Source organism: Bradyrhizobium tropiciagri (assembly GCF_001189845.1).
GTDB lineage: Bacteria > Pseudomonadota > Alphaproteobacteria > Rhizobiales > Xanthobacteraceae > Bradyrhizobium > Bradyrhizobium tropiciagri.
The window spans coordinates 95,588-121,588 of record NZ_LFLZ01000012.1; the positions used below are offsets into that span (position 1 = coordinate 95,588).

Annotated in this window: 28 protein-coding genes and 2 pseudogenes; 17 read left to right on the plus strand and 13 right to left on the minus strand. The window is 61.1% G+C overall.

Going from position 1 to position 26,001, the window contains the following annotated elements:
* Positions 1 to 78: 78 nt before the first annotated feature.
* The 4 genes and pseudogenes from AKN84_RS48915 to AKN84_RS45135 form a co-directional block, all read left to right on the plus strand.
* Positions 79 to 204: pseudogene (locus AKN84_RS48915) on the plus strand (MurR/RpiR family transcriptional regulator); the annotation flags it as partial.
* Between the two features lie 137 nt (positions 205 to 341).
* The gene (locus tag AKN84_RS12785) at positions 342 to 914 is read left to right on the plus strand and encodes a MurR/RpiR family transcriptional regulator (RefSeq protein WP_244485062.1); all 573 of its coding nucleotides are present in this window, start codon (positions 342 to 344) and stop codon (positions 912 to 914) included.
* Positions 915 to 918: 4 nt separating this feature from the next.
* Complete coding sequence (locus tag AKN84_RS12790) at positions 919 to 1,563, plus strand: tyrosine-protein phosphatase (protein WP_244485063.1); 645 nt, start codon at positions 919 to 921, stop codon at positions 1,561 to 1,563.
* 23 nt (positions 1,564 to 1,586) lie between these two features.
* On the plus strand, positions 1,587 to 2,216 hold the full coding sequence (locus AKN84_RS45135) for a 2,3-bisphosphoglycerate-dependent phosphoglycerate mutase (protein ID WP_128970720.1): 630 nt from the start codon (positions 1,587 to 1,589) through the stop codon (positions 2,214 to 2,216).
* 155 nt (positions 2,217 to 2,371) lie between these two features.
* On the opposite strand, the gene AKN84_RS12800 is transcribed toward AKN84_RS45135, so the two are convergent.
* Both AKN84_RS12800 and AKN84_RS12805 read right to left on the minus strand, forming a co-directional pair.
* Complete coding sequence (locus tag AKN84_RS12800; protein WP_050421062.1) at positions 2,372 to 3,145, minus strand: COG4705 family protein; 774 nt, start codon at positions 3,143 to 3,145, stop codon at positions 2,372 to 2,374.
* A gap of 579 nt (positions 3,146 to 3,724) precedes the next feature.
* A complete protein-coding gene (locus AKN84_RS12805) occupies positions 3,725 to 4,153 on the minus strand; it encodes a DUF1236 domain-containing protein (protein ID WP_157863288.1) in 429 nt (142 codons plus the stop codon).
* Between the two features lie 257 nt (positions 4,154 to 4,410).
* Between AKN84_RS12805 and AKN84_RS12810 the strand changes: the two genes are divergently transcribed.
* Positions 4,411 to 4,623, plus strand: coding sequence for a hypothetical protein (locus AKN84_RS12810; RefSeq protein WP_050421064.1), 213 nt, complete (start codon positions 4,411 to 4,413; stop codon positions 4,621 to 4,623).
* Positions 4,624 to 4,646: 23 nt separating this feature from the next.
* On the opposite strand, the gene AKN84_RS12815 is transcribed toward AKN84_RS12810, so the two are convergent.
* The gene (locus AKN84_RS12815) at positions 4,647 to 4,886 is read right to left on the minus strand and encodes a hypothetical protein (RefSeq protein WP_050421065.1); all 240 of its coding nucleotides are present in this window, start codon (positions 4,884 to 4,886) and stop codon (positions 4,647 to 4,649) included.
* Between the two features lie 191 nt (positions 4,887 to 5,077).
* Between AKN84_RS12815 and AKN84_RS12820 the strand changes: the two genes are divergently transcribed.
* Positions 5,078 to 6,337, plus strand: coding sequence for a c-type cytochrome (locus tag AKN84_RS12820; protein WP_050421066.1), 1,260 nt, complete (start codon positions 5,078 to 5,080; stop codon positions 6,335 to 6,337).
* Positions 6,338 to 6,354: 17 nt separating this feature from the next.
* On the opposite strand, the gene AKN84_RS12825 is transcribed toward AKN84_RS12820, so the two are convergent.
* Both AKN84_RS12825 and AKN84_RS12830 read right to left on the minus strand, forming a co-directional pair.
* Positions 6,355 to 6,627 carry a hypothetical protein gene (locus AKN84_RS12825; protein WP_244485064.1) on the minus strand — a complete coding sequence of 91 codons (273 nt, stop codon included), beginning with the start codon at positions 6,625 to 6,627 and terminating at the stop codon, positions 6,355 to 6,357.
* A gap of 82 nt (positions 6,628 to 6,709) precedes the next feature.
* On the minus strand, positions 6,710 to 8,680 hold the full coding sequence (locus AKN84_RS12830) for a 4Fe-4S binding protein (protein WP_050421126.1): 1,971 nt from the start codon (positions 8,678 to 8,680) through the stop codon (positions 6,710 to 6,712).
* Here AKN84_RS12830 and AKN84_RS12835 point away from each other — a divergent pair.
* The 10 genes from AKN84_RS12835 (at position 8,591) to AKN84_RS12880 (ending at position 18,017) form a co-directional block, all read left to right on the plus strand.
* Positions 8,591 to 9,598 (plus strand): biotin/lipoate--protein ligase family protein, encoded by a 1,008-nt coding sequence (locus AKN84_RS12835; protein ID WP_347337329.1) that lies wholly within the window; start codon positions 8,591 to 8,593, stop codon positions 9,596 to 9,598. The two genes, AKN84_RS12830 and AKN84_RS12835, sit on opposite strands and share 90 nt — an antisense overlap.
* Entirely contained in the window at positions 9,595 to 10,134 is a 540-nt protein-coding gene (locus AKN84_RS12840; protein WP_128970723.1) for a DUF6505 family protein, read from the plus strand. Before AKN84_RS12835 ends, AKN84_RS12840 begins: the two co-directional genes overlap by 4 nt.
* Positions 10,131 to 11,138, plus strand: a complete 1,008-nt coding sequence (locus AKN84_RS12845) for a DUF6352 family protein (protein WP_050421069.1) — start codon at positions 10,131 to 10,133, stop codon at positions 11,136 to 11,138. Before AKN84_RS12840 ends, AKN84_RS12845 begins: the two co-directional genes overlap by 4 nt.
* Positions 11,135 to 11,650, plus strand: coding sequence for a DUF3305 domain-containing protein (locus AKN84_RS12850; RefSeq protein WP_050421070.1), 516 nt, complete (start codon positions 11,135 to 11,137; stop codon positions 11,648 to 11,650). Before AKN84_RS12845 ends, AKN84_RS12850 begins: the two co-directional genes overlap by 4 nt.
* Positions 11,647 to 12,273 carry a DUF3306 domain-containing protein gene (locus AKN84_RS12855; protein WP_050421071.1) on the plus strand — a complete coding sequence of 209 codons (627 nt, stop codon included), beginning with the start codon at positions 11,647 to 11,649 and terminating at the stop codon, positions 12,271 to 12,273. Before AKN84_RS12850 ends, AKN84_RS12855 begins: the two co-directional genes overlap by 4 nt.
* A 122-nt stretch (positions 12,274 to 12,395) precedes the next feature.
* Positions 12,396 to 13,169, plus strand: a complete 774-nt coding sequence (locus AKN84_RS12860; protein ID WP_050421072.1) for a Cro/CI family transcriptional regulator — start codon at positions 12,396 to 12,398, stop codon at positions 13,167 to 13,169.
* 28 nt (positions 13,170 to 13,197) lie between these two features.
* Positions 13,198 to 13,407, plus strand: coding sequence for a twin-arginine translocation signal domain-containing protein (locus AKN84_RS12865; protein ID WP_050421073.1), 210 nt, complete (start codon positions 13,198 to 13,200; stop codon positions 13,405 to 13,407).
* 11 nt (positions 13,408 to 13,418) lie between these two features.
* Positions 13,419 to 16,367, plus strand: a complete 2,949-nt coding sequence (locus AKN84_RS12870; RefSeq protein WP_050421128.1) for a formate dehydrogenase subunit alpha — start codon at positions 13,419 to 13,421, stop codon at positions 16,365 to 16,367.
* Positions 16,368 to 16,379: 12 nt separating this feature from the next.
* Positions 16,380 to 16,976, plus strand: coding sequence for a formate dehydrogenase FDH3 subunit beta (gene fdh3B, locus AKN84_RS12875; protein WP_035983358.1), 597 nt, complete (start codon positions 16,380 to 16,382; stop codon positions 16,974 to 16,976).
* 42 nt (positions 16,977 to 17,018) lie between these two features.
* Positions 17,019 to 18,017 (plus strand): formate dehydrogenase subunit gamma, encoded by a 999-nt coding sequence (locus AKN84_RS12880; RefSeq protein WP_050421074.1) that lies wholly within the window; start codon positions 17,019 to 17,021, stop codon positions 18,015 to 18,017.
* Between the two features lie 36 nt (positions 18,018 to 18,053).
* Here AKN84_RS12880 and AKN84_RS49945 read toward each other — a convergent pair whose 3' ends face one another.
* The 3 genes and pseudogenes from AKN84_RS49945 to AKN84_RS12890 all read right to left on the minus strand — a co-directional run bounded on the left by AKN84_RS49945 (position 18,054) and on the right by AKN84_RS12890 (position 19,396).
* On the minus strand, positions 18,054 to 18,176 hold the full coding sequence (locus AKN84_RS49945) for a hypothetical protein (protein ID WP_283805509.1): 123 nt from the start codon (positions 18,174 to 18,176) through the stop codon (positions 18,054 to 18,056).
* Positions 18,177 to 18,706: 530 nt separating this feature from the next.
* Positions 18,707 to 19,051: pseudogene (locus tag AKN84_RS12885) on the minus strand (TolC family protein); the annotation flags it as partial.
* Positions 19,052 to 19,105: 54 nt separating this feature from the next.
* Complete coding sequence (locus AKN84_RS12890; protein WP_128970724.1) at positions 19,106 to 19,396, minus strand: hypothetical protein; 291 nt, start codon at positions 19,394 to 19,396, stop codon at positions 19,106 to 19,108.
* A gap of 208 nt (positions 19,397 to 19,604) precedes the next feature.
* Here AKN84_RS12890 and AKN84_RS12895 point away from each other — a divergent pair, with 208 nt between their 5' ends.
* Complete coding sequence (locus tag AKN84_RS12895) at positions 19,605 to 20,381, plus strand: ABC transporter substrate-binding protein (RefSeq protein WP_162240873.1); 777 nt, start codon at positions 19,605 to 19,607, stop codon at positions 20,379 to 20,381.
* Here AKN84_RS12895 and AKN84_RS12900 read toward each other — a convergent pair.
* The 5 genes from AKN84_RS12900 to AKN84_RS12915 all read right to left on the minus strand — a co-directional run bounded on the left by AKN84_RS12900 (position 20,355) and on the right by AKN84_RS12915 (position 25,892).
* Entirely contained in the window at positions 20,355 to 21,053 is a 699-nt protein-coding gene (locus tag AKN84_RS12900; RefSeq protein WP_050421129.1) for an ABC transporter permease, read from the minus strand. The genes AKN84_RS12895 and AKN84_RS12900 overlap by 27 nt on opposite strands.
* 238 nt (positions 21,054 to 21,291) lie before the next feature.
* On the minus strand, positions 21,292 to 22,059 hold the full coding sequence (gene qatD / locus AKN84_RS45140) for a Qat anti-phage system TatD family nuclease QatD (RefSeq protein WP_128970726.1): 768 nt from the start codon (positions 22,057 to 22,059) through the stop codon (positions 21,292 to 21,294).
* Positions 22,056 to 23,366, minus strand: a complete 1,311-nt coding sequence (qatC, locus tag AKN84_RS12905; RefSeq protein WP_050421078.1) for a Qat anti-phage system QueC-like protein QatC — start codon at positions 23,364 to 23,366, stop codon at positions 22,056 to 22,058. The genes qatD and qatC overlap by 4 nt, the downstream gene beginning before the upstream one ends.
* On the minus strand, positions 23,363 to 24,127 hold the full coding sequence (locus tag AKN84_RS50975) for a hypothetical protein (protein ID WP_128970727.1): 765 nt from the start codon (positions 24,125 to 24,127) through the stop codon (positions 23,363 to 23,365). Before AKN84_RS50975 ends, qatC begins: the two co-directional genes overlap by 4 nt.
* Before the next feature lies 1 nt (position 24,128).
* Positions 24,129 to 25,892 carry a KAP family P-loop NTPase fold protein gene (locus AKN84_RS12915; protein ID WP_050421080.1) on the minus strand — a complete coding sequence of 588 codons (1,764 nt, stop codon included), beginning with the start codon at positions 25,890 to 25,892 and terminating at the stop codon, positions 24,129 to 24,131.
* Positions 25,893 to 26,001: the final 109 nt, after the last annotated feature.

Below are 26,001 nucleotides of genomic sequence, written 5' to 3' on the forward strand. Positions count from 1 at the left end.
TGTGTATGCTACATACGAGAATCTGGACTGACAGCTATGCGAACATTCGACGACAGGCTCGCCGACCGCCAAGGCGATATGAGTACCGCCGAGCAACGCGTTGCGCGCTTCTTCGGCGACAACCGAGCCGACGTGCTGATGGCCTCGGCGGCGGAGCTCGCGACGAAAGCGGGCACCAGCGACGCCACGATCATACGGACGGCCAAGGCATTGGGCTTCTCCGGGCTCGACGAGATGAGAAGGACGCTCGCCGACGAGATGCGCACCTCGCTACGCCGGCGGCGCGCCTTACGCGGACGCTCGGGAATGTCGGCAAGGACTCCTCCTCCGCCTTCAACATCATGCTCGACACGCACCTGCAGTCGCTGGAGAGCCTTCGCCAGACTGTCTCGCCACAGCAGTTCGAGACGGCGATCAAGCACATCGTCGCCGCTCGTCGAGTCCTCGTCTTCGGGCTCGGGCCCTCGAGTGCGATCGCGACCTACTTCGTCGTCCAACTTTCCCGCTTCGGCATCGAGGCGACGGCCTTGACGAACACCGGGCTTCTCTTCGCCGACGATCTTCAGAAGCTGCGCCGCAACGACCTGGTCGTTATCTTGGCCTACGGGAAGGTCTATCCGGAACTCGGCGCTCTTCTGGACGAGAAGAACGAACGCGGCGCCAAATCTATTCTCCTGACGGACACGCTCGCCACCAAGCTTCGGCCCCAGGTCGATCTGGTGTTGCAGGTGCCTCGGGGTCACGCCGACATGCTCAGCACACACACCGCCACCCTGGGTCTCATCGAAGCGCTGCTGGTCGGCGTCGCGGCGCGTCGACCGGGCGAGACCGTCGCCAGCCTCGAGAAACTGAATGAGATGAGGCGCAAGCTAACCGGCAAGACCATGAAGCTGCCGACCAAAGATGGTCGGTAGGGTCGTGTCCGGACCGGATCCACGCGCATCGACCTGGCCGGCCGGCGGGAAGGCTCAGGCAGGCACTTACCGGGCAAGGGCTGTTCAAAGTCTCAAGGCCTTCGGTACCGTGGTGGGCGTAGCCGCCGCGCTCGTCGGCGCATGGGCCGGATATCTGCGCCTGTCGGGCAACTTCCACGTCGTCCAGCAGGGTGTGATGTATCGTTCCGCCCAATTGAGCGGGGATCAGTTCGCAAGCCGTATCCGGGATAACGGGATTCGTTCGATCCTGAACCTGCGCGGCAACAATGCCGGGACTCCGTGGTACGACGACGAGACGGCAGCGAGCGCTGCCGCCGGCGTAATGCACGTCGACTACGCGATCTCGGCGAGGCGTGACCTCTCCGACCGCCAGGTTCGCGACATCGTCGCGCTGCTCCGCGAGCTGCCTCGCCCCATCCTGATCCATTGTGAGGCCGGTGCGGATCGCAGCGGGCTTGTTTCCGCCATCTACGAATTGGCCTTCGGAAAGCAGCCGGCTGACGAGGCCGCAAGGCAACTTTCGTTCCGCTTCGGACATTTTCCGTGGCTGGGCAGCCAGACCGTCGCTATGGACCGCACTTTCGAGCGGATCGTGTCGGAAGGGCTCGCTGACAAGACGACCGACTAAGGAAGCTGACTAGGCGCGCGACGATGCACCGACCGAAAGACCACCTGCTCGTCCTTACACGGCACGGCCAGAGCGAAGGCAATCTCCGTAACGTTTTCACGGGCTGGCGCGACCTGCCGCTGACCGAACAGGGTCGCGAGCAGGCGATTGCGGTCGGGAAGCATCTGCGCGAGCGCGGCGTCGCCCTTGATGCTGCGTTCTCCTCGGCGCTCGGCCGAGCACGAGACAGTTGCGCCCACACCTTGCGGGAGATGGGCCTTGCCGCTATCCCAGTACGCCGCGATTCCGCTCTGAACGAACGTGACTACGGAGATCTGACCGGCCTCGACAAGAACGAGGCACGCCGGCGCTTCGGCGCGGAGCAGGTCCAGACGTGGCGACGATCGTACGCCGTCGCGCCTCCGGGTGGCGAGAGCCTTCGGGACACGGTCGCTCGCGTACTGCCGTTCTATATCCGGGAGATCCTGCCCGCCGTGCTGCGCCATCGGGGCGTTCTGGTCGTCGCCCATGGCAACTCGTTGCGCGCGCTGATCCTGGCGCTCGAAGGTCTTTCTCCGGACGAAATCGCCCGCATCGAACTGGATACGGGCGAGACGCGCTTCTATCTTCTGAATGATTGCGCCGAGATCCGGTCGCACGGCGTCTGGCACTAGCTCCTCGTTCACGGTAGACGAACATGACGAGCAGAATCGTTGCAGAACGATGCGGGTGATCGCGAACCCACGTAAATCAGTGCGCCCCGATGTAGGTCAGCAACCACCGGAATGCAACGAACGCAGCTACGGCCGAGACGACAAACCAGGCCGCATCACGACGATCGTCGAGCCGGCGCATGGCTTCCCGCCTGCTGCGGCACGACGAACAGGCTGACGATGATCAGCACAGCGAAGGCGGCGGAAAGCGTAACGTCGTTAATGCCGAGACCGCCGTTCGCCGCCGGTTTGTCCAACGAGTTGGCGAGCGTCGCTCCCAGCGGACGCGTCAGGATGAAGGCAGCCCAGAACAGGAAGGTATGGGACACGTCGGTCAGGTAGTACAGGGCCGCGATGACGACGAGCGCTGCGCCTATCAACAGGGCGCTACCGTTGTAGCCTAGGCCTGTGGAGTCAGCCATCCAGTCACCGAGCGCTGTGCCGAGTGTCTGCGAGAACATGATCGTGGTCCAGTAGAAGGCCTCGACCTTCGGTGACGTCACCGTGTTGATCGCGACCGATCCCATTGTCCGATACCAAAGCGCGAGAGTGGCGATCACCAACGAGAAGAGCAGCAATGATCCTCCGAGATAGCCGATCCCCAAGGAACGGTCGCACAGATCGGCCATGGTCGTGCCGGCGAGCGTCGTCGCCACGATGACGCACCAATAGAGCGATGGATAGAAACGTTCCGCCCGGATTTGCGCGACGACCGCCACGATCAAAAGCATGCCGAAGATCGCCGTGGATGCGAGATATCCGAAGCCCTCCGTCTGCGAAAGCGCATTGCCGCCGACTTCGCCGAGCGTGGTCGCAAATATCTTGATGATCCAAAATCCAAATGTCAGCGCCGCGACTTTGCTCTCGGCGCCAGGATGCGAATTATCCATGCGTTGGCTTTCTCTTCGAGTGCTGCGAGTTGCTCCAGTACAACCGCGACAATCCGGTTTCTCGAGAGCCAGACTTAGGCCTGACTTAGCCGCCGCATCACAATGATGTGTCGATTTGTGCCGATGTGCGAAGCAGATCTGTATGGCTGGCGCATAGCAGTGGGAGGAGCGGCGCCCGGACTGAAGGTGTCTTCCTGATCTCTGACGGTATCTGAAGCTCTGTGCCAGTGCGAGCCGTGTCAATCTTGATTGCGCACGCGGCGCGCGATCCAGCCGATAGACTCCGATAGGTAGCGGAATTGAACGAGAGTTCACTTTATTCAGTGAGTTAGAAGATCGCGCGTGCACAACGTGCGCACTGGGAGATCTAGAAATATCTATCGAGCGCAAGTGTCGGCTGTCAGTGTTCGGTCGATCGCGAGGGGCTACCCGATCCGTAGTCGCGACGAAAGTGGCATCCGTAGGTCTGAGGCGCTCTCCGCTAATCCCGCCTTGCGGTGCAAGCTCTGACATTTCAGGTAATGATTGCCGTTGGCGAGCTGAGGAATCTCAGGCTGCAGAGATCACCCACCATTTCAGTTAGGAAAGCGGCTGCGTCTCCGAGAACACATCAACGATCTTGTTTGTCATGCCGTCCACGATCAGCACCTGGTCCTTCATCTTCACGTACGTGTAGTCACGCAGCTCAGGCATTTGCGAGAGAACCGGCGTCGGCAACGATTGGGCCTTAACTCCCTTTGGAATCTTGGCGCCAACAGCAGGGGTGAAGTCCTTTGCGGATTTGGTGGCTGCAAGCCGGAATTCCACCTCGTTGTGTTCGGTCAGCACGGCCTTGCGAATTTGCTCGCGCTGCGGGTTTGAGAGGTTGAGTTTCGGTAACGATGGATTCTGCGGCACCTTGGTGCCGTTGCTCAGTTCAACCGCGCCTTGTGCATTCTGTTGCGCCGACGAAAGTGCAGTGCAGCCGAGCATGATTGCCAGTGCGGCGACGATGGTGGAGCTCCTCATGGGCTTCATCCTTCTGCGGATGCTCTGCCCTTGGAAAGTAACTGAGAGAGTTTTCCTCCGTTCCTGACGAGCCTTCCCTGCCCGAGCATTTCACCCGCGATCGGCTCAGGTTCCAAGATCGGGAACCAGCGAGCGCTCAGGTCAACATCGCGAGAGCTGTGAGGCGGTTCACACCCTGGTGTCCTGCTTGGCACTAATCAGAGCGCTGCAGGATATCGCGGCACGATATTGCTGGATTTCAAAGCGGGAGATTTCGCATGAAGCTTCTGATCATTGTCTCTTTCACTGCCACCGTTGGTCTGCTTGCTGCTCTGACCGGCATCCCACACTCCGGCTGGACGACCGGGCGTACCGGTACAGCAAGCACGTCGATATTGCATGACATGCAAAGCGCCCGCAGCATGGACAATTTGCCGGCCGAGGATTTCGAAGATCGGTCATTGGTGTATCCGAGGGAAACCAAGCGCTGATTGGAAGCGGCGCACGGCAAGCTTTATAGGCCCCAAAAGGCAGCCGGGACGAACTGATCGCCCGCCACCAGACCAAGCGATTGCAGTTCGCCGCGATGAGTGTCTATTTCAAGAATGGCGAGGAGAATCGCCAGCACGATCGCGGTAAAGATGAGCTCCGGCGATGCTTTGGCGGGCACACCCTCACGGTGTGGCGAGATCGCATTGCGAAGCAATCGCCACAGAGAGATGAGATGCAGATACGCTTTTTGTCGTATTTGCATGACGTCATCCTTGACGTGTCACCGCCGAGCATAGGATCAGGCTATATCCGGTTCAAGCGAGAACGGCCGTTGCGGCATTGAGTAGCAGGTGCATTTGCCTCCTGCGATGCAGCATTGAACCGGGCAACTGCTGCCAACGTCGACGCGAGTAGCGAGTGCGAATGGCCCATGGAGCCGCCACCAGTCTAAGCATGACCGCCGCTCTGCTGGCGCTTCTTGTTGTGTCGGCGCAAGCGCAATTCGCTGGTCACGGCGGGCCGGTACGGGCAATTGCGATCTCCGGCGATGGCAACAGCCTGCTGTCGGGTAGCTTCGACACCGCCGCAATCCGATGGTCGCTGAAGACAGAAGCTGCCGAGCAGGTCCTGCGCTTCCACTCGGATGCGGTGAACGCGGTTGCCTTTCTGAAGGATGGGCGAATGGTGACCGCCGGAGCGGATGCGAAGGTCGCGATCTGGACGCCCGGCAGGCAGCAGCCGGACCAGGTTTTCGAGGGCCATACCGCACCGGTCGTTTCACTCGCCGTCTCGCCGGACGGCGCAAGGCTGGCTTCCGCCTCCTGGGACCACACGGTTCGCGTCTGGTCGCTGGGCGATGGCGCGCAGCAGGTTCTGGACGGGCATTCGCAGCAGGTCAATGGCGTCGCATTCACACCCGATGGAAGATCTCTGGTGAGCGTCGGATACGATCGTGAGCTGAGGATCTGGCCATTGGCGGGCGGCACTCCAAACGTCATTGCGCTGGGATCACCCCTTAACGCCGTGGCAGTCACGCCTGACGGCGAGATCGTCGCGGGTGGTGCCGATGGGAAGCTGCGCTTTCTGACGATGGAGGGCCACGAGAGCGGCGAAGTGCAAGCTGGGCAGAGGCCTGTTGTCGCGCTGGCAATCTCTCCGGACGGCACGTCGGTGGCGGCTGCGGGAATTGGCGGTAGCGTTGCCTTGATTGATCGCAAAGCGCGGACCATCGCGCAAACGCTGGCCGATCCCGGTTCGCCCGTATGGTCGGTCGCGTTCTTGCCGGACAGCGCGACATTGCTGACCGGCGGCGCAGACGGCAAGGTCCGGCGTTGGAACGCGCGGACCGGCGCTGCCGTCGGCCCGTCGCAAGCCGCGCCGAGCGATCCGCTTGCCGCCTATGCCGGAGATCACGGCGCCGAGGTGTTTAGGGCGTGCGTTGCCTGTCACACTCTGTCGGAGAAGGACGCGCAACGGGCTGGCCCCACGCTTGCGGGCCTGTATGGGCGCAGGATTGCGTCGTTGCCAGGCTATCGCTTCTCGGACCCTCTCAAGAGCATGAACATCGTATGGACGCCCGAGACGGTGTCGAAACTGTTCGAACTCGGTCCGAACACCTATACGCCCGGCACAAAGATGCCGGAGCAGCGGATCGGATCTGCGGAGGATCGCAAGGCGCTAACCGACTTTCTCGGGCGCGCGACATCGAAATGACGCATCTTGGTGAAGGTCTAATACCCGGGCCATTGCTCGACCGGAAGATCCGTTAAATTCGGACGGTTCTTGAGCATGGCGGAGACGTCCATGTTGGGATGGTCCTTCATTGCCTCCGTGACGCAATTGTTGACGTATTTCCGGCGTGAGAGCCACTTGATCTTCTTGCCCTTCGCTTCCGCCTTGCAGGCCACGATCGCCCGCTTGAGGACGGTCTTGTCGGCCTTTGATACGGCAGCCTCGGCCGGCACAGCCTGCATTGCAATGGTACCAACAAACAACGCGGTCACGAAGAATCTTGCGTTCGTGCAACGAAACATAACGCGCTCCCCGTTTGTTACTTATCGATTGATTACCGTTCGTAGTCTCCGGCTAATCCTTGTTTTCTCGCTGGCGTAAATAATCATCCGTCGTCCGGGGCGGAGCGCGTTCCGGAATGTCGTTGAACGGATCGAACTGCTGCTCGCTCATGACGACGACGCGGCAGTCGGCGCACATCCTGACCACGTCCAGCCGCTTGTCGCCCGCGGGATACATCCAGTGCCGGCCCTCGAGCTTCGCCGCGATCTTCTCGATCGTGCTCTTCACGCCGAAGGGCGTGCCGCAGCGGATGCAAAGCGCTGGCTCTTCTTCCCTGATGATGCGGGCTGGAGCGGTGGCGGCGCGGAAGTCGATCTGCGGCTTCAAGGTGATGACCTTTTCCGGGCAGGTGCTCTGGCACAATCCGCACTGCACGCAGGCATCTTCGACGAATTTGAGCACGGGACGCTCGGGATCGTCGCGGAGGGCGCCGGTGGGGCAGGCCGAAACGCAGGCCAGGCACAGGGTGCAGCCATCCACATTGACACTGATCGCTCCGAGAGGCGCGCCTTCCGGCAAAGCAATCACGTCAGTCGGCGCGGGCGCAACGCGGTGCAACTCGCGAAGAGCGAAACGAAGCAGGTCGCGCCGCTTGCCTACCGTCTTGAAGGTTGCGGGAGTCTCTGCGGCCGGCGCGGGCTCGATGGCCCGCAGCACGTCTCCCAGCACATCCGGATCATCCGTTTCGATCGTTGAGACACGTTGGCCGGAAAATCCAAGCCCGGCAACAATCGCATCAGCCATCGCTATGGTTCGGCGAAGACCGGCGAAGTCGTGACGCGGTTTGGCCCGTAGCAGGAAACGGATTGCCGCCGTGCCATAGGCAAAGGAGGCTGCAATCGCTTCGAGGCCGACTTGCGTCACCTCGTTGACGGTGAACGGCAGCACGTTGGCAGGAAGCCCGTCGCCGTGGCGGGCGAGAGCATCAATCAGTGCAGTGCCTTGTTGGCCATCGTGAAACAGGATAACCGCATTCGAGCCGCCGGCTTCACGATAGGCCAGCAGCGTCGCGCGCAATTTGTGAAGCAGGGCGTCGGCCGGTGGCAAGGCGTAGGTCGCTGCGCCCGTCGGACAGGCCGCGGCGCACTGCCCGCAACCGGCGCAGACCTCCGCATTGATCCTGACATGATCGCCATCCGGGGTAATCGCCCCGGTCGGGCAGAGATCGAGGCATCGATGGCAACCCGCCAATTTCGAGCGCGAATGGACGCAAATCTCGGGGGTGAAACTGACGTATTTGGGTTTGTCGAAGCTGCCGACGAGGTCGCGCGCCCTCAGCACGGCACGCAGCATCGCAGCCGGATCTCGCGGGTCGGCGCGGAGATAGCCGTCGCGCAGCTCATGGGCGGAGAAAAGCGACGTTCCGCCGGAGAGATCAAGGACGATGTCGCAGCGCGATGTCAGGTCGTTGCGCGGAGCTTCGAAGACGAGCGCGTTGCGCGAGGAGGGGCGCGGGGCCGCATAGTCGTCGACCGTCAGCTCGAACGCTCCCAGATAGCCGCTGGCGCTGCGGATAGTTCCCTTGACGATAGGGAACAACGTCGTTGACGGCGGCATGATTTGCGCTCGCCCTGTGATCATGACCGTCACGTCGAGATGCTCGGCAAGCAGTCGGCCAGCTTCAATCGCCACTTCGTCGCGGCCGTAGATCAGGACCACCCCTCCGCTCGACAGGGTGACAAACGGAAAATCCGGCATAGCCTCCGACGCCGCTGCAAGCAGAGCTGCCATTTTTGGGCCCGCCTTCGCTCCCTCGGCCGACCAGCCGGCCGTCTCCCGAAGGTTGACGAATTCCATCGTCCCGGCACGCTCCTTCGCTTCCTCGCCAAACAGCGCCGCCTCCTGGGTGCAGCCGACGATGAGTGGTCCATCCGCCTTCGCCGCGTTGCGAAAATGATCGAGCTCAGCACGGCAGAGCTGCCGGAATCCGGCGATTTTGCTTTTGCGGCATCCACGCCTGATCGCGCCCGTGTCGAGGCGCATCGTGTCCTCGCACGAGCAGATCAGGATCGCTTTTGGCGGTTCGGACATGCGCAGCCGCTTACCTCACCGAGAGGCAGGGAACGATCGCGAGCAGACTCGCGTCAATCCTTCTGCTCGATTAAGTTATTCTCACGAGAACGGAAAAGGAAGCTGGAGGTCCGACTGACACCGACAGCCCCCCTGCGCTCTGCGGTTTCAGAGCCCATCGATCTGCCGCCGCCATTCACGCTGGTGAGGCTGCGCGAAGGTCGTGACGCCTTTGCCCACGCAACCGATATCGCCACAGCGAGTGGGGCAGGTACGCTGACCTATGTCGGACGGTTCGATCTTGCCGAGTTCGCCGTTGTGCTCGAACCGAGCGAGCCCCTGCGCACCGCGCGCCGCGCCTTCTACGCGGGAATGGTGGCGCTGACCGATGCCTTGCGCGCCTTTGCACCGCCGAAGAAGGAGGTCGCAATCGACTGGCCCGATGCAATCCGAGTCGATGGAGGCCTCGTCGGTGGCGGGCGGCTTGGCTGGCCGCGATCGGCGAAGGAGGGCGAGCCGCCGCGCTGGCTGGTGTTCGGCGCCATGATCCGGACGGTTGCGATGAACGACACAGAAGCTGGTGTCTATCCGCTCGCTTCCGCATTGGATCAGGAGGGATTTGGTGAGGCCAGCGCGGTTCAGGTCACGGAAAGCTTTGCGCGGCACCTGATGCGCGTTCTCGATTGCTGGCAAGCGGAAGGGTTCGACGGCATTGCACGCGAATTCCTCAGCCGGCTGTCCCCTGAACCGGGAATCTCGCGTTCGCTCGCCGACAACGGCGATCTTGTCACGCGCCGGATCGGAACGAAAACGATCGGTCGGCAGGACCTGAGAAAAAGCTTGCTGTCGCCGTCATGGTTCGATCCCGACCTCGGAGGACCGCGCCGGTGAAACTCTTGCGCACCATCGCGCTCGATCCGTCCGACACGTTCGTGTTCGACGTGGCGGCGGAGCCGGGAGATTGGGCGGTTTCGGGCGCATTTCGCTTTTGCGATCAGGATCCGGCGAAGCTGTCCGGCAAGGACCGCTCGGCGTTTCGCAGCGGCTTTCTCGGCGTGCAATCCTGGGGCTGGTCGACGCTGGCGCAAATCGTCCCTGCGACGGAGGACGAGCGCCGCGCCTTGGTGGAGCTCCTTGCGAAACAGCTGGTGCAACGATTTGGCGCGCCGGATCTCGCAACCGCGCACCTGGCCGCGGAGGAAGAGGTTGCCTTTGTGCAGTCACTTTGCACCCATCCCGTCAGCACGCTGATCGCGGTTCACCGCTCGGCAGGCGATGGCGAGGTCCGCGAGTCGTTCCGCAGGTTGCGACTGCGGGAGGGGCAGCGTCACGGCAATGCGTTCTCGTTCATGGAGGTCGAGGATGACATCGAGCCCGACAAAGATCTCGATCTTGCGAAGATCAGCGCGGAGCCGTCACAGCGATGAGGGATTTCTGGATCGCTTGCGGCCATCATTTGCTCGATCGAAATGCGGGCGGCTGGCTCGTGGTGACTGACCAGTTCCTGAAGGCCTATTTCGTCCGCCCCGAATTGGTGCCGCCGGACGATGCCTGTGAGACCGAACGCAGGCTGCACCGGGAGCTGCTCGCTGACACGCGCCGGGCGGTTGCGGCGGAAGAGGTCGCCGCGATCGTCGATGCGGATGCGCGGGAGAATTGGCAGTTTGTGCTGGCGTTCCGCGACCTCTTGCTGCGCGAACCCACGCTGGAAGCGGCTTACCTTGCGCTGGTTCGTTCAGGATCGATTAACCTGCCGCCACTGTTCCTGAACCAGCTCGTGCACGTCATCCTGCGCAACGCACTCGATGGCTGCGAGGACCCGTTCGTGCTGCGCGCGGCCGAGTTGTTCTTCCGGCCTCAGCGCATTGTGCCGCACGAGCAGTCATTGCTGTTGGGGGACGAGGAAGTCGTTGGCGGAACAAACCCGACGCCGGCGTTGTCGCTGATCTCCATGCTGGGGGGCACGACCGGAGCTGAGGTCGACGTCCTGAGCGATGGGAATGCCGACAGCTACTGGCATCGCAGCGATCAGTTCGATCTTGCGCTCGATCTGACCAGCGGAACGCGGGGGCCGGCTGCGCTCGCGGACGTCATGAAGCTCTGGGTTTCCCATCTGCTTGGAGTTGATGTCGCAATCGAGCCGCTGTCCGCGCTGCGCGATGCGAAGCTCGCCTGGTATGTTGGGCTCGATGAGGAAGCCACCGGGATTGGCGACCGGCTGTGGCATGGCGAGACGCTCGACGATGGAACGATGACGCGCGTGCTGGCATTGTTCCGGGTGACCTTTGCCGACGCACATCTGGTCGTCGACGCGATCGGGCGCGAGGGCATCTATCTGATCCTGGCAATGAGCCCCGATCGGCTTGTGCGGATGAAGCCGCAGAATCTGTTGACGGGCCTGCCGATCAAACACCTGGAGGCTGCGACATGAACTCAGCCGCGCAGCCGTTGTTGCGAATGCCGCTCGGCGTCCTGGTCGAGCGGGCAAGGGCGGAGTCCCCGTGGATCGATTTTGTCTGGCGTGGCACCGGCGTGTTGCCGGATGAGCCTGACATGGCGCCGTGGACCGTCCTGCGGGAGCAGGAGGGAACGACGCTCTACTATGCCGGCAGCGCGATGGTCGATCTCTATCGTTCGGAAACAGCGCGCTACCGCGACAATCTCGCCAGCGGCGATCCCTGCGTCTGGATCGTATTGACGCCTGCCGAGGGCACCTGGCCCTATAGTGTTTCGGCCGTCACCGCGGATCCGGCGGAAGGGGAGGCATTCACCGAAGCGGGAGCCAATCTGGTCGAGGCGGTGCCGATGCCTGAAGTGCTGCGGGAAGCGATTGAAAAGTTCATCGCCGAGCACCACGTCGAGACGGAGTTCGTCAAGCGCGAGCGGCGTCGCGCTGATCCGGAGGTGCTGGCGCGGCGTCACCACGAAGGTGGGCATGAATGAGCGACGAGCAATTTGACGAGCATTTTTTGGCGCGCTGGTCGCGCCGCAAGCAGGAGGCGAAAGCCGATCACGCCGGGTCGGCGCCGGACCAGGCGGCTGAGGCGTGTGCGCCGGCGCCGGCAGACGCTGCGTCGGCGGGGCCGGCGCTCCCCGAAGTCGATCTTTCGAGCTTGCCCCCCGTCGAATCGATTGATGCGGCGACCGACATCACGGCTTTCCTGCGCGAGGGTATTCCGCAGGAGCTGAGCCGTGCGGCGCTGCGTCGTGCCTGGAGTGCCGATCCCGCGATCCGCGATTTCGTGGGGCTGGCGGAGAACGCCTGGGACTTCAATGACCCGAACGCCATGGCCGGCTTCGGTCCCCTGGACTATTCGGCCGAGCAGGTTGGCGCGCTCGTCCGTCGTATCGTCGGGGGGACGGTGGAGGCGGTCGAAAGCCTGGCCGACCCGCCCACCAAAGCGGCCGACGGGGGAGCGCAGGTGAGGACAATCAGCAATCCTCAACCGCTCCCGGAGCGCGCTGTCGAGGAATCGTCGCCCGATTCTGCTGCACCGCAACCCGTGCCTGCGAGTGAAGAGACTTCTATTCCGCGCCGCACACACGGCGGGGCGCTGCCCAGGTAAACCGCCCAAGTCGACTGCGACTAAATGCGATAGCTTCAAGCTATGGCTGTCATTGACCGCTTCCCAACGCGCGCCGTAATCTTTCATCCGCAACGCAATTGGCCCCTGGGACGGAGGTCGGCGTGCGCGATGTGGGACTTGAACGTGCCATCGATGCCGCGGGCGGCGTTGCCGAGCTTGCCCGGAAGATAGGTATTGCCCAGCCCTCAGTGTCGAACTGGAACCGGGTGCCTGCTCAGCGTGTGATCGCGGTCGAGGCCGTAACAGGCGTGTCGCGTAAGCTGCTTCGTCCCGATCTCTACAACGAGCCGATGGGTGACGCAGTCGATCCGATCGATGCCGCGCGCGCTCGGGAATACGCGCTGCTTGCGAACCTGCTTTGGTCCGCGCCGTCGGCCGCATTGCTTGGGCAGATCGCGCAGCTAGAGGGCGATGCGACGCCGCTCGGGCGCGCCCACGCAGCGCTTGCCGATGCCGCGTCGGTTGCCGTCGCATCCGAGGTCGAACGCGAATATTTCGATCTGTTCGTCGGCCTCGGTCGTGGCGAGTTGCTACCTTACGCGTCGTATTACCTGACCGGCTTTCTCAACGAACGTCCCTTGTCGCGCCTGCGCGACGATCTGGCTCTGCTCGGCATCGAGCGGACGGAGAACAATTTTGAGCCGGAGGATCACGCGGGGACGTTGTGCGAGATCATGGCGGACCTTGCGGCAGGGCGCCTTTCGGTATCGCCGGACGCACAGCGCGCCTTCTTCGAAAAGCACGTCTCGCTCTGGATGGGACGGTTATTCGTCGACATGGAGAAGGCGGAAAGCGCCAGATTCTACCGGTCGGTCGGGACGCTCGGGCGGGTTTTTCTGGAAATAGAAGCCGAGGCTTTCACGTACGCCAACTGACCGGCACCGCTGGTCCAGGAGTCACGCGATGAGAGATGAGAGGAAAATGACGGCCGGCCGCCGCGACTTTCTTCGCAAGGTCGGAATCGGCACCGTCGGGGCGGGAGCGACGCTTGCCGCACCCTTGATCGCGCCGGCGCAAGCGGACAGCGAGACCGACGATGAGAAACGCAAGGCGCGCTACAAGGAAACCGACCACGTGAAGGCCTATTACCGCGTCAATCGTTACCCTGGTTGATGGAGGCGGCCGTGCTGATCAAGAGAACACAACAGCGTTCCGAAATCGCCTCAAATGGGTCCATCGCGGCAGGTTTGTCCCGGCAAAGGAGTGGTTTCGACCGTCGCACTTTCCTGCGCCGCTCGGGCCTTGCTGGCGGTGCGCTCGCCGCGTTGAGCACGCTGCCGCCCGGCAGCGTGCGGACGGCAAAAGCGGCCATGGCAGGTCCGCTCACATCCGGGGCGACGGTGCGGAAGAGCATTTGCACGCACTGTTCGGTGGGATGCACCGTGACCGCAGAGGTGTTGAACGGGGTCTGGATTGGTCAGGAGCCGAGCTGGGACTCTCCGATCAATCGCGGATCGCATTGTGCGAAGGGCGCGTCCGTGCGCGAACTCGTGCACAGCGAGCGCCGGCTCCGCTATCCGATGAAGCTGGTGGATGGACAGTGGACGCGCGTCTCCTGGGACACCGCGATCAACGAGATCGGCGACAAGCTGTTCGAAATTCGCGGGAGGTCCGGTCCCGATTCCGTTTACTGGCTCGGATCGGCCAAGATGACCAACGAAGGCTCCTATCTTTTCCGCAAGCTCGGCGCATTCTGGGGCACCAACAACACCGACCATCAGGCACGCATCTGCCACTCGACGACCGTCACCGGCGTGGCCAACACCTGGGGCTACGGTGCGATGACGAACAGCTACAACGATATCCGCAACGCCAAGACCCAGATGATCATGGGCGGGAATCCGGCCGAGGCGCATCCGGTCTCGTTACAGCATCTGCTCGAGGGCAAGGAGCTTCAAAGAGCAAACTTCATCGTCATCGATCCGCGCCTGACACGGACCGCGGCCCACGCGACCGAGTATGTCCGGATGCGGCCAGGCACCGACATCCCGGTGCTCTATGGCATCATGTGGCACATCCTGCAGAACGGCTGGGAGGACAAGGAGTTCATCAGGCAGCGGGTCTACGGGTTCGACGACCTCCGCAAGGAGGTGGAGAAATGGAATCCGGAGGAAGTCGAGCGTGTCAGCGGCATTCCCGGAGAACAGCTCAAGCGTGTCGCCAAGATGTTCGCGACGGAAAAGCCGTCGACACTGATCTGGGCCATGGGTCAGACCCAGAAGACGGTCGGTACTGCCAACGTGCGGGCGAGTTGCATCCTGCTTCTGATGACTGGAAATGTCGGTGGACCGGGCATGGGCGCCAACATCTTCCGCGGCCACGACAATGTGCAGGGAGCGACCGACGTCGGGCTCGATATCGTCACGCTGCCGTTCTACTACGGCCTTGCCGAAGGCGCTTGGAAGCACTGGGCACGGGTTTGGGAAGTCGACTACGACTTCCTGAAGTCGCGCTTCGACTCCAAGCAGCTCATGGAAGCTCCAGGCATTCCGCTGACCCGCTGGTTCGAGGCGGCGACCCTTCCGAAGGAGCAAGTCGCGCAAAAGGACAACGTGCGGGCGGTGTTCGTGCAGGGACATGCCAGCAACAGCATCACGCGCGTTCCGGAGTCCCTCAATGGTCTGAAGGCACTCGAGCTGCTCGTCATCGCCGACCCGCATCCGACCACCTGGGCATCGCTGGCGGTCGAAGCGGGACGCAAGAACGGCGTCTACATTCTTCCGGTGGCCACGCAATTCGAGTGCAAGGGGTCGCGCGTGGCCTCGAATCGCTCGCTGCAGTGGGGAGAGCAGATCGTCAAGCCGATATTCGAATCAAAGGATGACCTCGAAGTCATCTATCTGATGGCGAAGAAGTGCGGCCTTGCCGACCAGATGTTCAAGAACATCAAGGTCGAGAACAATCTGCCGGAGGCTGAAGATGTCTTGCGTGAGATGAATCGCGGAAGCTGGTCGACCGGCTACTGCGGACAGTCGCCCGAACGTCTCAAGGCGCACATGAAGAACCAGGCCAAGTTCGACCTCCTGACCATGCGGGCGCCCAAGGACGACCCCGAGGTCGGCGGCGACTATTATGGCCTGCCGTGGCCGTGCTGGGGCTCGCCCGAGGTGCGGCATCCGGGCACCCCGCTGCTCTACAATACCAATCTGGCTGTGATGGATGGCGGCGGTACGTTCCGTCCGCGCTTCGGAATCGAGCGCGAGGAGAAGCTGCCTGACGGCACGACGCGGAAGGTGAGCCTGCTTGCGGACGGTTCCTATTCCAAGGGCTCGGAGATCACGGACGGCTATCCGGAATTCACGCTGGCGAGCCTGAAGAAGCTCGGCTGGGATAAGGACCTCAGCGAGGCGGAGATGGCCACCATCACCAGGATCAACTCAGCCAATCCCGATGCGGTGTCATGGTCGCTCGACCTGTCCGGCGGCATCCAGCGCGTGGCGCTCAAACATGGCTGCGTGCCTTATGGCAACGGCAAGGCGCGCATGAACGCGTTCGGTCTGCCTGACCCCATTCCGGTTCATCGCGAACCGATCTACACGCCGCGCGTCGATCTGGTCGCGAAATATCCGACGCTGCCCGATGCCAAGCAGTTCCGGATGCCGAACATCGGCTTCTCCGTGCAGAAGGCCGCGGTGGAGAAGGGGATCGCTAAGCAATTCCCGCTCATCCTGTCCTCGGGGCGTCTCGTCGAATACGAGGGGGGCGGCGAAGAAACACGCACCAATCCGTGGCTTGCCGAATTGCAGCAGGACATGTTCATCGAGATCAATCCCACCGACGCCGCCGATCGTGGCATCAAGGACGGCGGCTGGGTCTGGGTGACTGGCGCCGAAAACAATTCGCGCGCCAGGATGAAGGCGCTCGTGACCGAACGCGTCGGCAAGGGGGTCGCCTGGATGCCCTTCCACTTCGGCGGCTGGTTCGCAGGCAAGGATCTGCGCGGCAATTATCCGAAGGGCACCGATCCGATCGTGCTCGGTGAAAGCGCGAACACGATCACCACTTACGGATACGATCCGGCGACCGGCATGCAGGAGCCCAAAGTCACCCTCTGCCAGATCGCAGCGGCATAAGGAGCAACGACCATGGCACGTATGAAATTCCTCTGCGACGCCGACCGTTGCATCGAATGCAATGCCTGCGTCACCGCCTGCAAGAACGAGCACGAGGTGCCCTGGGGCATCAACCGGCGCCGCGTCGTCACCATCAATGACGGCAAACCTGGTGAGCGTTCGGTCTCGATGGCCTGCATGCATTGCACCGACGCCCCATGCGCGGCGGTGTGCCCGGTGAACTGCATCTACACGACGGCAGACGGTGTCGTGCTTCATTCCAAGGACCTGTGCATCGGCTGTGGTTATTGCTTCTACGCCTGCCCGTTCGGCGCGCCGCAATATCCGAAGGTCGGCAACTTCGGCTCGCGCGGCAAGATGGACAAGTGCACGTTCTGCGCCGGAGGGCCCGAGGCCGACGGCAGCAAGGAGGAGTACGAGAAATATGGCGCAAACCGTCTCGCCGAAGGCAAGTTGCCGCTCTGCGCCGAGATGTGCTCGACCAAATCATTGCTTGCCGGCGACGGCGAAATCATTGCCCAGATTTACAAGGAGCGTGTGATGAAGCGCGGTTACGGCTCTGGCGCCTGGGGCTGGAAGACCGCGTATCGCGAGACGATCGAGTCTTGAAAAACCGCATCGCCAGCGATCACCCACTATCGGGAGGAATTGATGGTGTGTCTTGCGCGATTTGCCCGGCTCGTCATTGGCACGGGCGTGCTGCTGCTGCTCATCTCCGCGGCTTCACCGTCCGGCGCCCAGCAGGTCAACCCGACGGCGAGCTCAGTCAAGGAGCAGCAGCTCCTCCAGGAACTGAACCGGATCCAGGGACGCGTCAGCATTCCGGACCAGCGCTCCGGCGTGCTTGAGCAGCCGGCAGGCCGTGAATGGCGTGAGTTCCGGAACGTGACGCTGCACTGGATAGGCGGTATCGCCATTCTTGGCATGCTTGCGGCGTTGATCATCTTCTATCTGAGCCGCGGCATGGTGCGGCTTCAGAGCGGTCGTTCGGGTCGGACCCTTGTGCGTTTCAGCTCATTCGAACGCTTCGTGCACTGGATGACGGCGACCTGCTTCATCATTCTCGCGCTTTCGGGATTGAACATCACCTTCGGCCGTACGCTGCTTCTGCCCTTGATGGGTCACGAAGCGTTTTCCGAATGGTCGCAATGGGCGAAGTATGCGCACAACTATTTGAGCTTTCCGTTCACGATTGGCGTCGTTCTGATCTTCCTGATGTGGCTCGCTGGCAATCTCCCGAATAAGGTGGATGTCGCGTGGCTCAAGCGCGGCGGCGGCATCGTGGGTCACGACCATCCGCCGGCCTATCGTTTCAACGCCGGCCAGAAGGCAATCTATTGGGTCGTTGTCATCGGCGGGGGCCTGGTGGCAGCCACCGGATATGAGCTGATGTTCCCCTTCTATCTATCGGGTATCGAAGGGATGCAGCTCGCGCAGGTCGTCCACGCCACCGCGGCGATGCTGTTCATGGCTGTGATGCTGGCCCACATCTATATCGGCACGATCGGTATGGAGGGTGCGTTCGAGGCGATGGGTAGCGGCACCGTCGACGTCAACTGGGCGAGGGAGCACCATAGCCTCTGGCTCGAAGAGGAGAATGCGCGGACCGGCGCAAACGACGCGCGAACTCAGCCCTCTGCCGCGGAGTAGGTGGCGCACGCAGCCCGAGACGTTTAGCGCATCCCGCTAAAGCCGCACGCCCGTCGTTGCAAAGGCCTGTTGGACCGGCTCCTGTAGACCGTTTAGAACCGCGGCCGCGAGCACTGCCAAGACGATGGCGGCCGTGCAGGCGAGCAAGAAGGACTTCATCGCTGTTCTCCCAAAAGCCGGGATGTTGTGAGCTTACACAAAACGGCTCTTCGCGGATAGCGTTGTGATGCCATCAAGTAGTCCTGGCTCGAAACGGTCGTAGAACAATCCCGTCCTTGTGCAGGGCACAATGTGCGCACCGGCGAGATCAAAGCTGCTTCTTGTCGTTGACGGTATCGCAAGAATTCGAGTGCGATGGGCCATTTTGACTTCAGTCGCACAGCCGCTTAGTCGATTGCCTCCAATACTTCCCGAGTAGTGGGAACAGTCGCTACCGCGTGGTTTGGCGTAGGTTTGGGTGTGCCGATTCTACGCTTCCTTTCATCGCCGGGCACTCTCCAAAGCTATGACTTCCACTTAACCTGATCCGGGGCAGACTTTCATCCTGCTTCAGCCAGGTGAGTATTGTGGCGCATTGCAGCGTGCAGAAAGGTCGGAGGTCGGTGGACCAAAGCTTCAGTCGAAGGAAGGCGGCTCTTGGCGCAAACCAGACCTTCGGCCGGTGCCGTATGTCTCAGAAGGTGTCAATCGGCTTGCCCCGCCGCGATACGCGCCTCGCGCTTCCCGAACCATTCGAAGGCCTGGCTAATCTGGAGCGTGGTTTCTGCTGATTTCGTGCCGCGGTAGGGGCCGCTTCCGAAGGAATTGTCCTGCTCGTACGACAGATCGGGATTCAGCAGCGCTCCGGCCTGAATACGCTGGCCGGTGGCGATGCCCACGTCGCGGTCAGCGGCAGTTAAACGGGGGCTGGCGACGAGCGCGCGCGCCAGCGCGCCTCTCATCGTGAGGGTCTGCGAATACGACGCACATGCGAGCCACGGGCTGGCTAGAAATGCGGCCGCGCACGCAAGACGCGTGACTGTCTTGACGAACATGAAGAGCTACCTGACGAACCCAATCGATCGAGCGCTTGCGCTCCGAAGACGCGTTCAGACCAGGCGTTTGGGCGGTGGCGTGTCAAGCCGGGGATGGTCTTCCAGGACGAACATCGGCGTCGTAAAGGCCGGGGCCATTGGCTTCGCCTGCGGCGCCACGATCAGCACCAGTGCCGGCAGCAGGAGAGGCACGCAGGTGTAGCAATGATCGACTACGGTGACGGATTTCTTGGTCCCTGGGTCGGCCTTTTCCTGGGCAACGTCCGCAACGACCTGACCGGCGACTTCCAGCGTCTCCTCTGCACAGGAAATCTCTCCGCCAATTCCGACCAGGACATAGGCCATCGCGAGGAACCCTGTCAGGAACCCCCGCAGAACAGATAGTCTCCGCCCGCTTTTCCGCCTCATATGCTCACCGATAGCAAGGTTCGGCTGGTGGTACCATCATAAACATAGAGTTTTATGCGGCCGAACTGCTATCGCAGACGCGGAGTGGCTGGGGTCCAGGGAGAGCATGATTATGCGAATTGTCGTGATCGTTGCCGCGCTCGTCATGGGGCTTTTTGGCGGTGTCCAAGCCGAGGAGCGTTCGATCACTGTCGCATCGACGACGTCGACCGAACAATCAGGTCTGTTCGGGTATCTGCTGCCGCAGTTCTCGAAGACCGAGGGTATCAAGGTGAAGGTCGTCGCGGTCGGCACCGGCCAGGCGTTGGATATCGGCCGCCGGGGCGACGCCGACGTGGTGTTCGTCCATGATCGGCCGGCAGAAGACAAGTTCATGGCCGAGGGTGAGGGCGTGAAGCGCTTCGACGTCATGTACAACGATTTCGTCATCGTCGGACCGAAGGCCGATCCTGCGCACATCGCCGGCGACACGGACGTTGTCGACGCCCTACGCAAGATTGCAGCCGCAAGGGTACAATTCATCTCGCGCGGCGATCATTCCGGTACCCATGAGGCAGAACTGCGGCTCTGGAAACAGGCGGGGATCGATGTCGCCAGCAAGGGCGATTGGTATCGCGAGATCGGACAGGGCATGGGCCCGGCGCTGAACATGGCCGCCTCGTCAAATGCTTATCTGCTGTCCGATCGCGGCACCTGGTTGTCATTCAAGAACCGCGGCGATCTGGCAATCCTGACCCAGGCCGACAAGCGGCTGTTTAATCAATACGGGGTCATGCTGGTAAATCCGGAAAAGCATCCAACCGTGAAGGCAAAGGACGGACAAGCCTTCGTCGACTGGCTCATCTCACCGAAGGGACAAGAGACCATCGCCGGTTACAAGGTCGGCGGTGAGCAGCTATTTTTCCCCAACGCGTCCCATTAGGAGGAACGCGACCGTCGAGACTGCCACGCTAAGGGCCAGCAGGATCAATCCGAGCCCGAGCGCCAGCGGTAGATCGCCCTTGCTGGTTTCCAGCGCGATCGCGGTCGTCATTGTCCGTGTGAAGCCCCGGATGTTCCCGCCCACGATGATGATGGCGCCGACCTCGGCGATAGCTCGGCCGAAGGCGGCAAGAAAAGCCGTCAGCAACGAGGCCCGGCCCAGGGCGAACAGCAGGGCGACGCTCCGGACGATCGATAGACCGTCAATACGCGCCAAGTCGCCATATTCGGCCCACAGCAGCGTCGACGGCCGGTGTACCAGGGCGACTACGATCGGCGTCGCCAACAACATCTGAGCGATCACCATGGCCGTCGGCGTGAACAGTATGCCGGCTGACCCGAGCGGCCCCGACCGAGATAGCAGTAGGTAGAGTACGAGACCCACGACCACCGGCGGAAGGCCCAGGAATGCGTTGGTGAGCACGATGATGGCTTGCCGCCCCCGGAAACGAGCGATGGCTAACCAGGCTCCGATCGGCGCACCAATCAGCAATGCTACGACGCTCGCCGTCAGGCTGACGCGCAGCGATAGGGCAACGATACCGAGGAGTTCTGGGTCAGCCTCGCCAAATAGCGCCAGTGCAGCGGCTATGGATCGCGTGAAGTCGCTCATTTGCCGGGGCGTTTCAACGCGGTCCGTAGGCAACCGCGCCATCCGCGGCGGACCGAAGACTTCTGGGTGTGGTTTGGGGGAGGCCTTGGACGCAATTCATGGGTTGGAACCTACCACAGTCAGGAGCGGCCCGGTCGCGTTCCGTAAGCACGCGCCGGGCCTGACCAGACCGCAGGGTTCAGTGGTGCCCGCTCCTCAATCGAGTAGAGCTAAATTTTAACGGCCTTTTACCCAATGCCTAGCTTCCGAGGGCTGGCTCGCGCGACCCGCCTCTTGCCGCGATCGTCCCGATCTCCCTGAGGTTCGACGCCAGCCGATCCTGAACCTCTTCGGTCGTCATGCCCCAAACTCCAGCAAGGCCTGAAACGACTAATGGGATATCTGACGGTGTAAAAGGACGGCTGCCAATTTGCACGAAAGGACCATCGCTTTCAGTAAGAACGCGGTCACGCGGCAGCGCCGCCAATATGGCTCGTCCACGTTCAGAGCGGGTCATAGGCAATCCGACGGAAAACCAGCACCCTTGATCTGCTGCGCGCCGCATCTGAGAGGCGGAGCCAGTAAACCAATGAAGGACTGGAATCCCAGCATCGGGCTGCCGTGCAAGGCTTTCAAGGAGGGGCTCGACGGCAGCTCGGCTGTGGAGTGATAGCACCCGTCCGCCAGCTCTGGCTGACATAGAGAGCACGCTTTCGAAAACACGCTTCTGCACTGCAGAATGCATTTTGAATTCAGCACTTCCATCTAGACCTACTTCGCCGACGTAATCCGTTTCCGGCAAGAGGGCCTCGAATAGCGCCAACTCGCGATGCCGTTCGTGAGCGACCTGCGGATGCAGTCCGAGCGCAGTACGAATTCGGGAAGCTCCTTTAGCCAGACGCAATGTGTTTCGCCAGGCCTTTGGAGTTGTTGTGACAGATAGGACGTATGCGCGGCACAGCGAGGTCTGGCGAGTGACTTCGACTGGGTCAGGATAGAGGTCGAGGTGACAATGAAAATCGATCAAGGGAAGCCACTCGCGCGCAGAAAGTTGCCAAGCTCGCTGATACCACGCGTGAATACGTCGACGCACGCGAAACGTTCTTGCTCGTCTTCAGGCAGTGGTCCTGCTTGTATGACCCAAGGTTCCATTCGGGCGGTGCGCGAACGAGAGACTGCAGTCAAAACAGAGATGAGGTCGTCACGAATCTGCGGATCGTTTGCGATCTTCTCAAGATCTGGCTCGCGATAGTCCGTGTCATCAGCAATTGCGGCCGCGTGAAACGCAGCTCGACGGATCAGGCACGGTACGCAGTGACCACACTGCTTATTCTTCCGCTTCCATTTTCCGCATGAGACCGTGCCGGCAGCCGCTAGTGCGAAGTCAGCCGTCGTTGTTGCATGCCGTGCCATTATTTCTCCCTTCGTCTGATGCCGCAGCGGATTGCTGATGACGACGGGAAGACCGACCCCTTCCATGATGCGCTGGATCGCATTCAGAAAGAATGGGTGGGTAGTTCTCGTACTATGCGACCCGATGCGGCGTGGTGTCAAAGGGGGATTTAGTGCGATGTGTCCGTTTTCAGGAACAATCAGGTCGACGCGCGATAGTCCTCTGAATTCGGCGATGGCCGTAGCTGTCAGCGCTCCATAGGTCAGAAAATTGAGGCTTCTGGTGCGCATACTAATCTCGGTTGCACCACTCCAAGTCGGATGCGCGTTCGCTGCGAACCGGGGACACGAAGTCGGCAGGAAGGTTGCGACATTGGCTTGGTATTTCCGATCGCCCCTGTAGGCGTGGCTAACAAGCATTGGGCGACGGCCTTCGGAGAGCAGGTCGAGAACTCCAACGTAGCTGTCGAGGCCACCAGAAAAAAGGCAGGCGCATTCTGCCTTCGAAAGGTCGATAAAGATCCTTCGACGATCTCGAATGGCCTTGCTGGGAGGACGAGGACCACCGCGCTTGAACCGTAGGCTCCAGTGGTCTCCGCTCAAGAAATTGAGAGCGTGTTCGAGCATTGAACGTACGGCGTTCCATGGCCTGGGGTCGATCAGGGGAATTGTCAGCTCTAGGCGTCGGCACCACCTATCATCGGCATCGCTTCGGAGCACGAACGTGTCAGCGGCGGTTACCGCAAGACCGATGGTCAGGAAGTCGAACGCGTTGCTCCTGATTCCAAGTTTCAGTCGACTAATCGGATCGAGCAACATTGAGCCGATACGCGCGACCTTGGGCGGCATAGCTCCTTTCCCGTACAGGATGACGTGAACGTCTGAGGCTTTACGAGTAGCCGGCAGACCCGATGCGTCGGCATGGCAGATCACCTTCGTCATTCGAAAGTCTCCCATTCCCGCCAAACTTCCTGCATAGCATTGAGCTGCGCGCGCTCGACATCTACCTTCGACATCCTTCCGACGCCGTTTGCCAGTTTTGGACCTAATTGCCGATCCATCGCGATTTTGATCAGATCGAAAAGTTCATTCTCTGCTTCAATGGTCCGAGCTTCGGACGGGGACCTATTCCAAGCCGACCCGGCATCTTCCGTCACTTGATGAAAGAGAATACGTGCGAGATAATCGACAAGGACTTCTACGATTTGATCCGCGGATAAGGCGCTCGGGTCGAAGATCTCTTCGTCCACTAATACTTCGGTCATCGCCTCATTGATCGCAACAGCAACCCGGTCTGCATCAATGCCCTCGGGCGCCAAAGCCCGTGCAATCTCCTGAACTGCGAGCGTTAGAGGGCGTCCGACAAGCCTCGAGAGGTCCACTCCAACCGAGGCAGAGCCAGTTCCCCCGCCCTGCATCTCGCCGAGGAGCGCAAACAGATTACCGCCGGACGAGTAAGCGGGACCGAAGCGTCTCGGACCAACGCGAGCGCCACCAGTTGCTGTCCTAGCGTATCGGCCTAGCGCAGACTTTAGAAATGAGCCTTTTCCAATTCCTCTGGTATGGTGGCCAAACGCGATCCGAAAGGGCTGAAACCGATTAGGTTCCGGCGTTGGTACTGGCGCGCCAGGCGTGGCATCAGTACCGGCTGGAATGAGTGGTGACTTCCCACCAGCTCCCGCACTAGACGAAGAGGTACCCACGTTAAGCCTCTTTCGCTTTGCCGCTCATCATCGTCATCCATCGTGGTGGCTTCTCGCCGAGCGAACTCACAAACGACGCGAGCATCTTGCCGGCGTCCTCGTTCGCTCTCGCCAGCAGCACAGCACCGCGGAAGTCGTCCCGAGGACGCGACCACTCCGGATTCAACCTCATGCGCCTGATGAGAGCTTCCATAACGGCCCGCTCTTCGGTCGCGATAGATTCGATGGCAGTTTTGGCGGTCGGAGATGCTTCAGTTCGAACTTGTCGCAACACGTCGATTGCCCTCAGCGCGGCCTCTGACATTTTCGCGGCAGTCGCACGGAGCGGGACAGTTTCGCGCGCCAGATAAACAGCAGGCCTCAAGTCCACTTCGCTTAGCGTTGGTTCAAGCGCGGCCCAATCGCGGACGAAGTCAATGTGCTTCAAGATTTCCGGAGGGCATCCTTCGGTCACCTGATCGCCATCGATACGTCCGGATTCAAGAGTGGCAAGAAAGTCAGGTTTTCCTGCAGAGGCGTTGATTGCGGTGTGCAAAGCATCAACAGCCTTTGCATCGGTGCATCGCTCAAAGAGTGCCAACTTGGCGATGACGGATTCATCGAGCTCCATCTTTCGCTTTCGAGCGACCGACGCCCGCATGCGAACGACGTTCAGCATCCGTTTAATGATACGGGGATTGCCGTTGACGTTAGCGGAATACGCGAGAAGAGGAGCCATTCGGTCGGCGAGATCGAGCGCCGAGCGGAGCGTCGTCGGATCGTCCGGCTTGAGGATGGAGAGCACGTCATCGACACCAAATTTGGCATCTGGCTTCCAAGCTTGTCGCAGTTGATCAACGAGAAAAGCTCGGAGCTGCTCCAGCCTATCGCCTTTCGCTCCGGAGGCCTCAGCAAACAACAGCAGCATGTAGGCTCTGACGTCCTGGACGCCGAGCTTTGGGACCCTGATCGGCACCTGGATCAACTTATCGAGGTAGTCCTCGACCAGACGAAGCGATGGGTTCTTGAAATGCGTGGCGACGGCATGACGGACCATGTCCTCGTCTGCCGCGATAACGAAGGCAGTGCGTGGCAAGAAGAGGAAGAGACGTATGGCCTCTAGCGTGTGAATGGTATTCGGAGGCGTGCAGCGATCGATATTGTCGATCAAGACGACTAGGGTCTTGCCGAGACCCGACAGGACCTCGCCGAACTCCTGCCTAAAGGCTACGATCTCTTCGGGTGGACTTTTCTTAGTCTCTGGAGTGATCAAGCCTTCTGACTTGATCTTTGCATCTTTAGCACCTTCTTCGATAGCTTTGACGTCCTCTTCGTTGGCATCACCGGACAGAATGTCCCCGAGTCCTTCGACTCCCTTGCGGATCAAACCGAACGTCGGGACGCCCCAAAAAGCGGCTGCACCTTCAGCGGCATACCCGAGAACCCGGAGTTTGTTGGTGCGCTTGAATAGGCTCCGTGCCTTTTCGCGCAAGCCCTCGGGAGCTTCATCGAGCAACGCTTTTGCGATCACGGACATGAGCGCAGCCCGTGCGTCATCGTAATCTTGGTGTAACCAGGCATCAAACTCGACGAAGAGGAATTTATCCTTGTGCTGGGACAGCTCCCCCCTCATGAGGTTGAGCACAGTGGATTTTCCCGTACCCCAAGTGCCGAAAATTCCGAGGGAGAGAGGAAGCAAGCGCTCAGTCCCCACCATTTCGGCGGCGAGTTCAGCGACCTCGGAAAAATTCAAGTAGTCAACCTTGGCGTCTGCGTCAGCCCACATAGTCCCCTCGATGGGGACGATGTTCTTGATCGGACCTGGTTCATTGATCCGCCGCCTGGTGCCCCCTTTGGAACGAAATTAGTAGCCCAAGAGAGACCCGGCAATCATC

Bases quoted from the DNA above. Each gene is read 5' to 3' on its own strand.
- AKN84_RS12850 (WP_050421070.1), top strand. From the start codon at position 11,135: ATGAACTCAGCCGCGCAGCCGTTGTTGCGAATGCCGCTCGGCGTCCTG.
- AKN84_RS12895 (WP_162240873.1), top strand. From the start codon at position 19,605: ATGGGGCTTTTTGGCGGTGTCCAAGCCGAGGAGCGTTCGATCACTGTC.
- AKN84_RS12835 (WP_347337329.1), top strand. From the start codon at position 8,591: ATGATCGAGCTCAGCACGGCAGAGCTGCCGGAATCCGGCGATTTTGCT.
- qatC (WP_050421078.1), bottom strand. From the start codon at position 23,366: ATGACGAAGGTGATCTGCCATGCCGACGCATCGGGTCTGCCGGCTACT.
- AKN84_RS45135 (WP_128970720.1), top strand. From the start codon at position 1,587: ATGCACCGACCGAAAGACCACCTGCTCGTCCTTACACGGCACGGCCAG.
- fdh3B (WP_035983358.1), top strand. From the start codon at position 16,380: ATGGCACGTATGAAATTCCTCTGCGACGCCGACCGTTGCATCGAATGC.
- AKN84_RS12820 (WP_050421066.1), top strand. From the start codon at position 5,078: ATGACCGCCGCTCTGCTGGCGCTTCTTGTTGTGTCGGCGCAAGCGCAA.
- AKN84_RS12805 (WP_157863288.1), bottom strand. From the start codon at position 4,153: ATGAGGAGCTCCACCATCGTCGCCGCACTGGCAATCATGCTCGGCTGC.
- AKN84_RS12845 (WP_050421069.1), top strand. From the start codon at position 10,131: ATGAGGGATTTCTGGATCGCTTGCGGCCATCATTTGCTCGATCGAAAT.
- AKN84_RS49945 (WP_283805509.1), bottom strand. From the start codon at position 18,176: ATGAAGTCCTTCTTGCTCGCCTGCACGGCCGCCATCGTCTTGGCAGTG.
- AKN84_RS12815 (WP_050421065.1), bottom strand. From the start codon at position 4,886: ATGCAAATACGACAAAAAGCGTATCTGCATCTCATCTCTCTGTGGCGA.
- AKN84_RS12855 (WP_050421071.1), top strand. From the start codon at position 11,647: ATGAGCGACGAGCAATTTGACGAGCATTTTTTGGCGCGCTGGTCGCGC.
- AKN84_RS12810 (WP_050421064.1), top strand. From the start codon at position 4,411: ATGAAGCTTCTGATCATTGTCTCTTTCACTGCCACCGTTGGTCTGCTT.
- AKN84_RS12880 (WP_050421074.1), top strand. From the start codon at position 17,019: ATGGTGTGTCTTGCGCGATTTGCCCGGCTCGTCATTGGCACGGGCGTG.
- AKN84_RS12915 (WP_050421080.1), bottom strand. From the start codon at position 25,892: ATGTGGGCTGACGCAGACGCCAAGGTTGACTACTTGAATTTTTCCGAG.
- AKN84_RS12800 (WP_050421062.1), bottom strand. From the start codon at position 3,145: ATGGATAATTCGCATCCTGGCGCCGAGAGCAAAGTCGCGGCGCTGACA.
- AKN84_RS12785 (WP_244485062.1), top strand. From the start codon at position 342: ATGCTCGACACGCACCTGCAGTCGCTGGAGAGCCTTCGCCAGACTGTC.
- AKN84_RS12830 (WP_050421126.1), bottom strand. From the start codon at position 8,680: ATGCGCCTCGACACGGGCGCGATCAGGCGTGGATGCCGCAAAAGCAAA.
- AKN84_RS12890 (WP_128970724.1), bottom strand. From the start codon at position 19,396: ATGGCCTATGTCCTGGTCGGAATTGGCGGAGAGATTTCCTGTGCAGAG.
- AKN84_RS12865 (WP_050421073.1), top strand. From the start codon at position 13,198: ATGAGAGATGAGAGGAAAATGACGGCCGGCCGCCGCGACTTTCTTCGC.
- AKN84_RS12900 (WP_050421129.1), bottom strand. From the start codon at position 21,053: ATGAGCGACTTCACGCGATCCATAGCCGCTGCACTGGCGCTATTTGGC.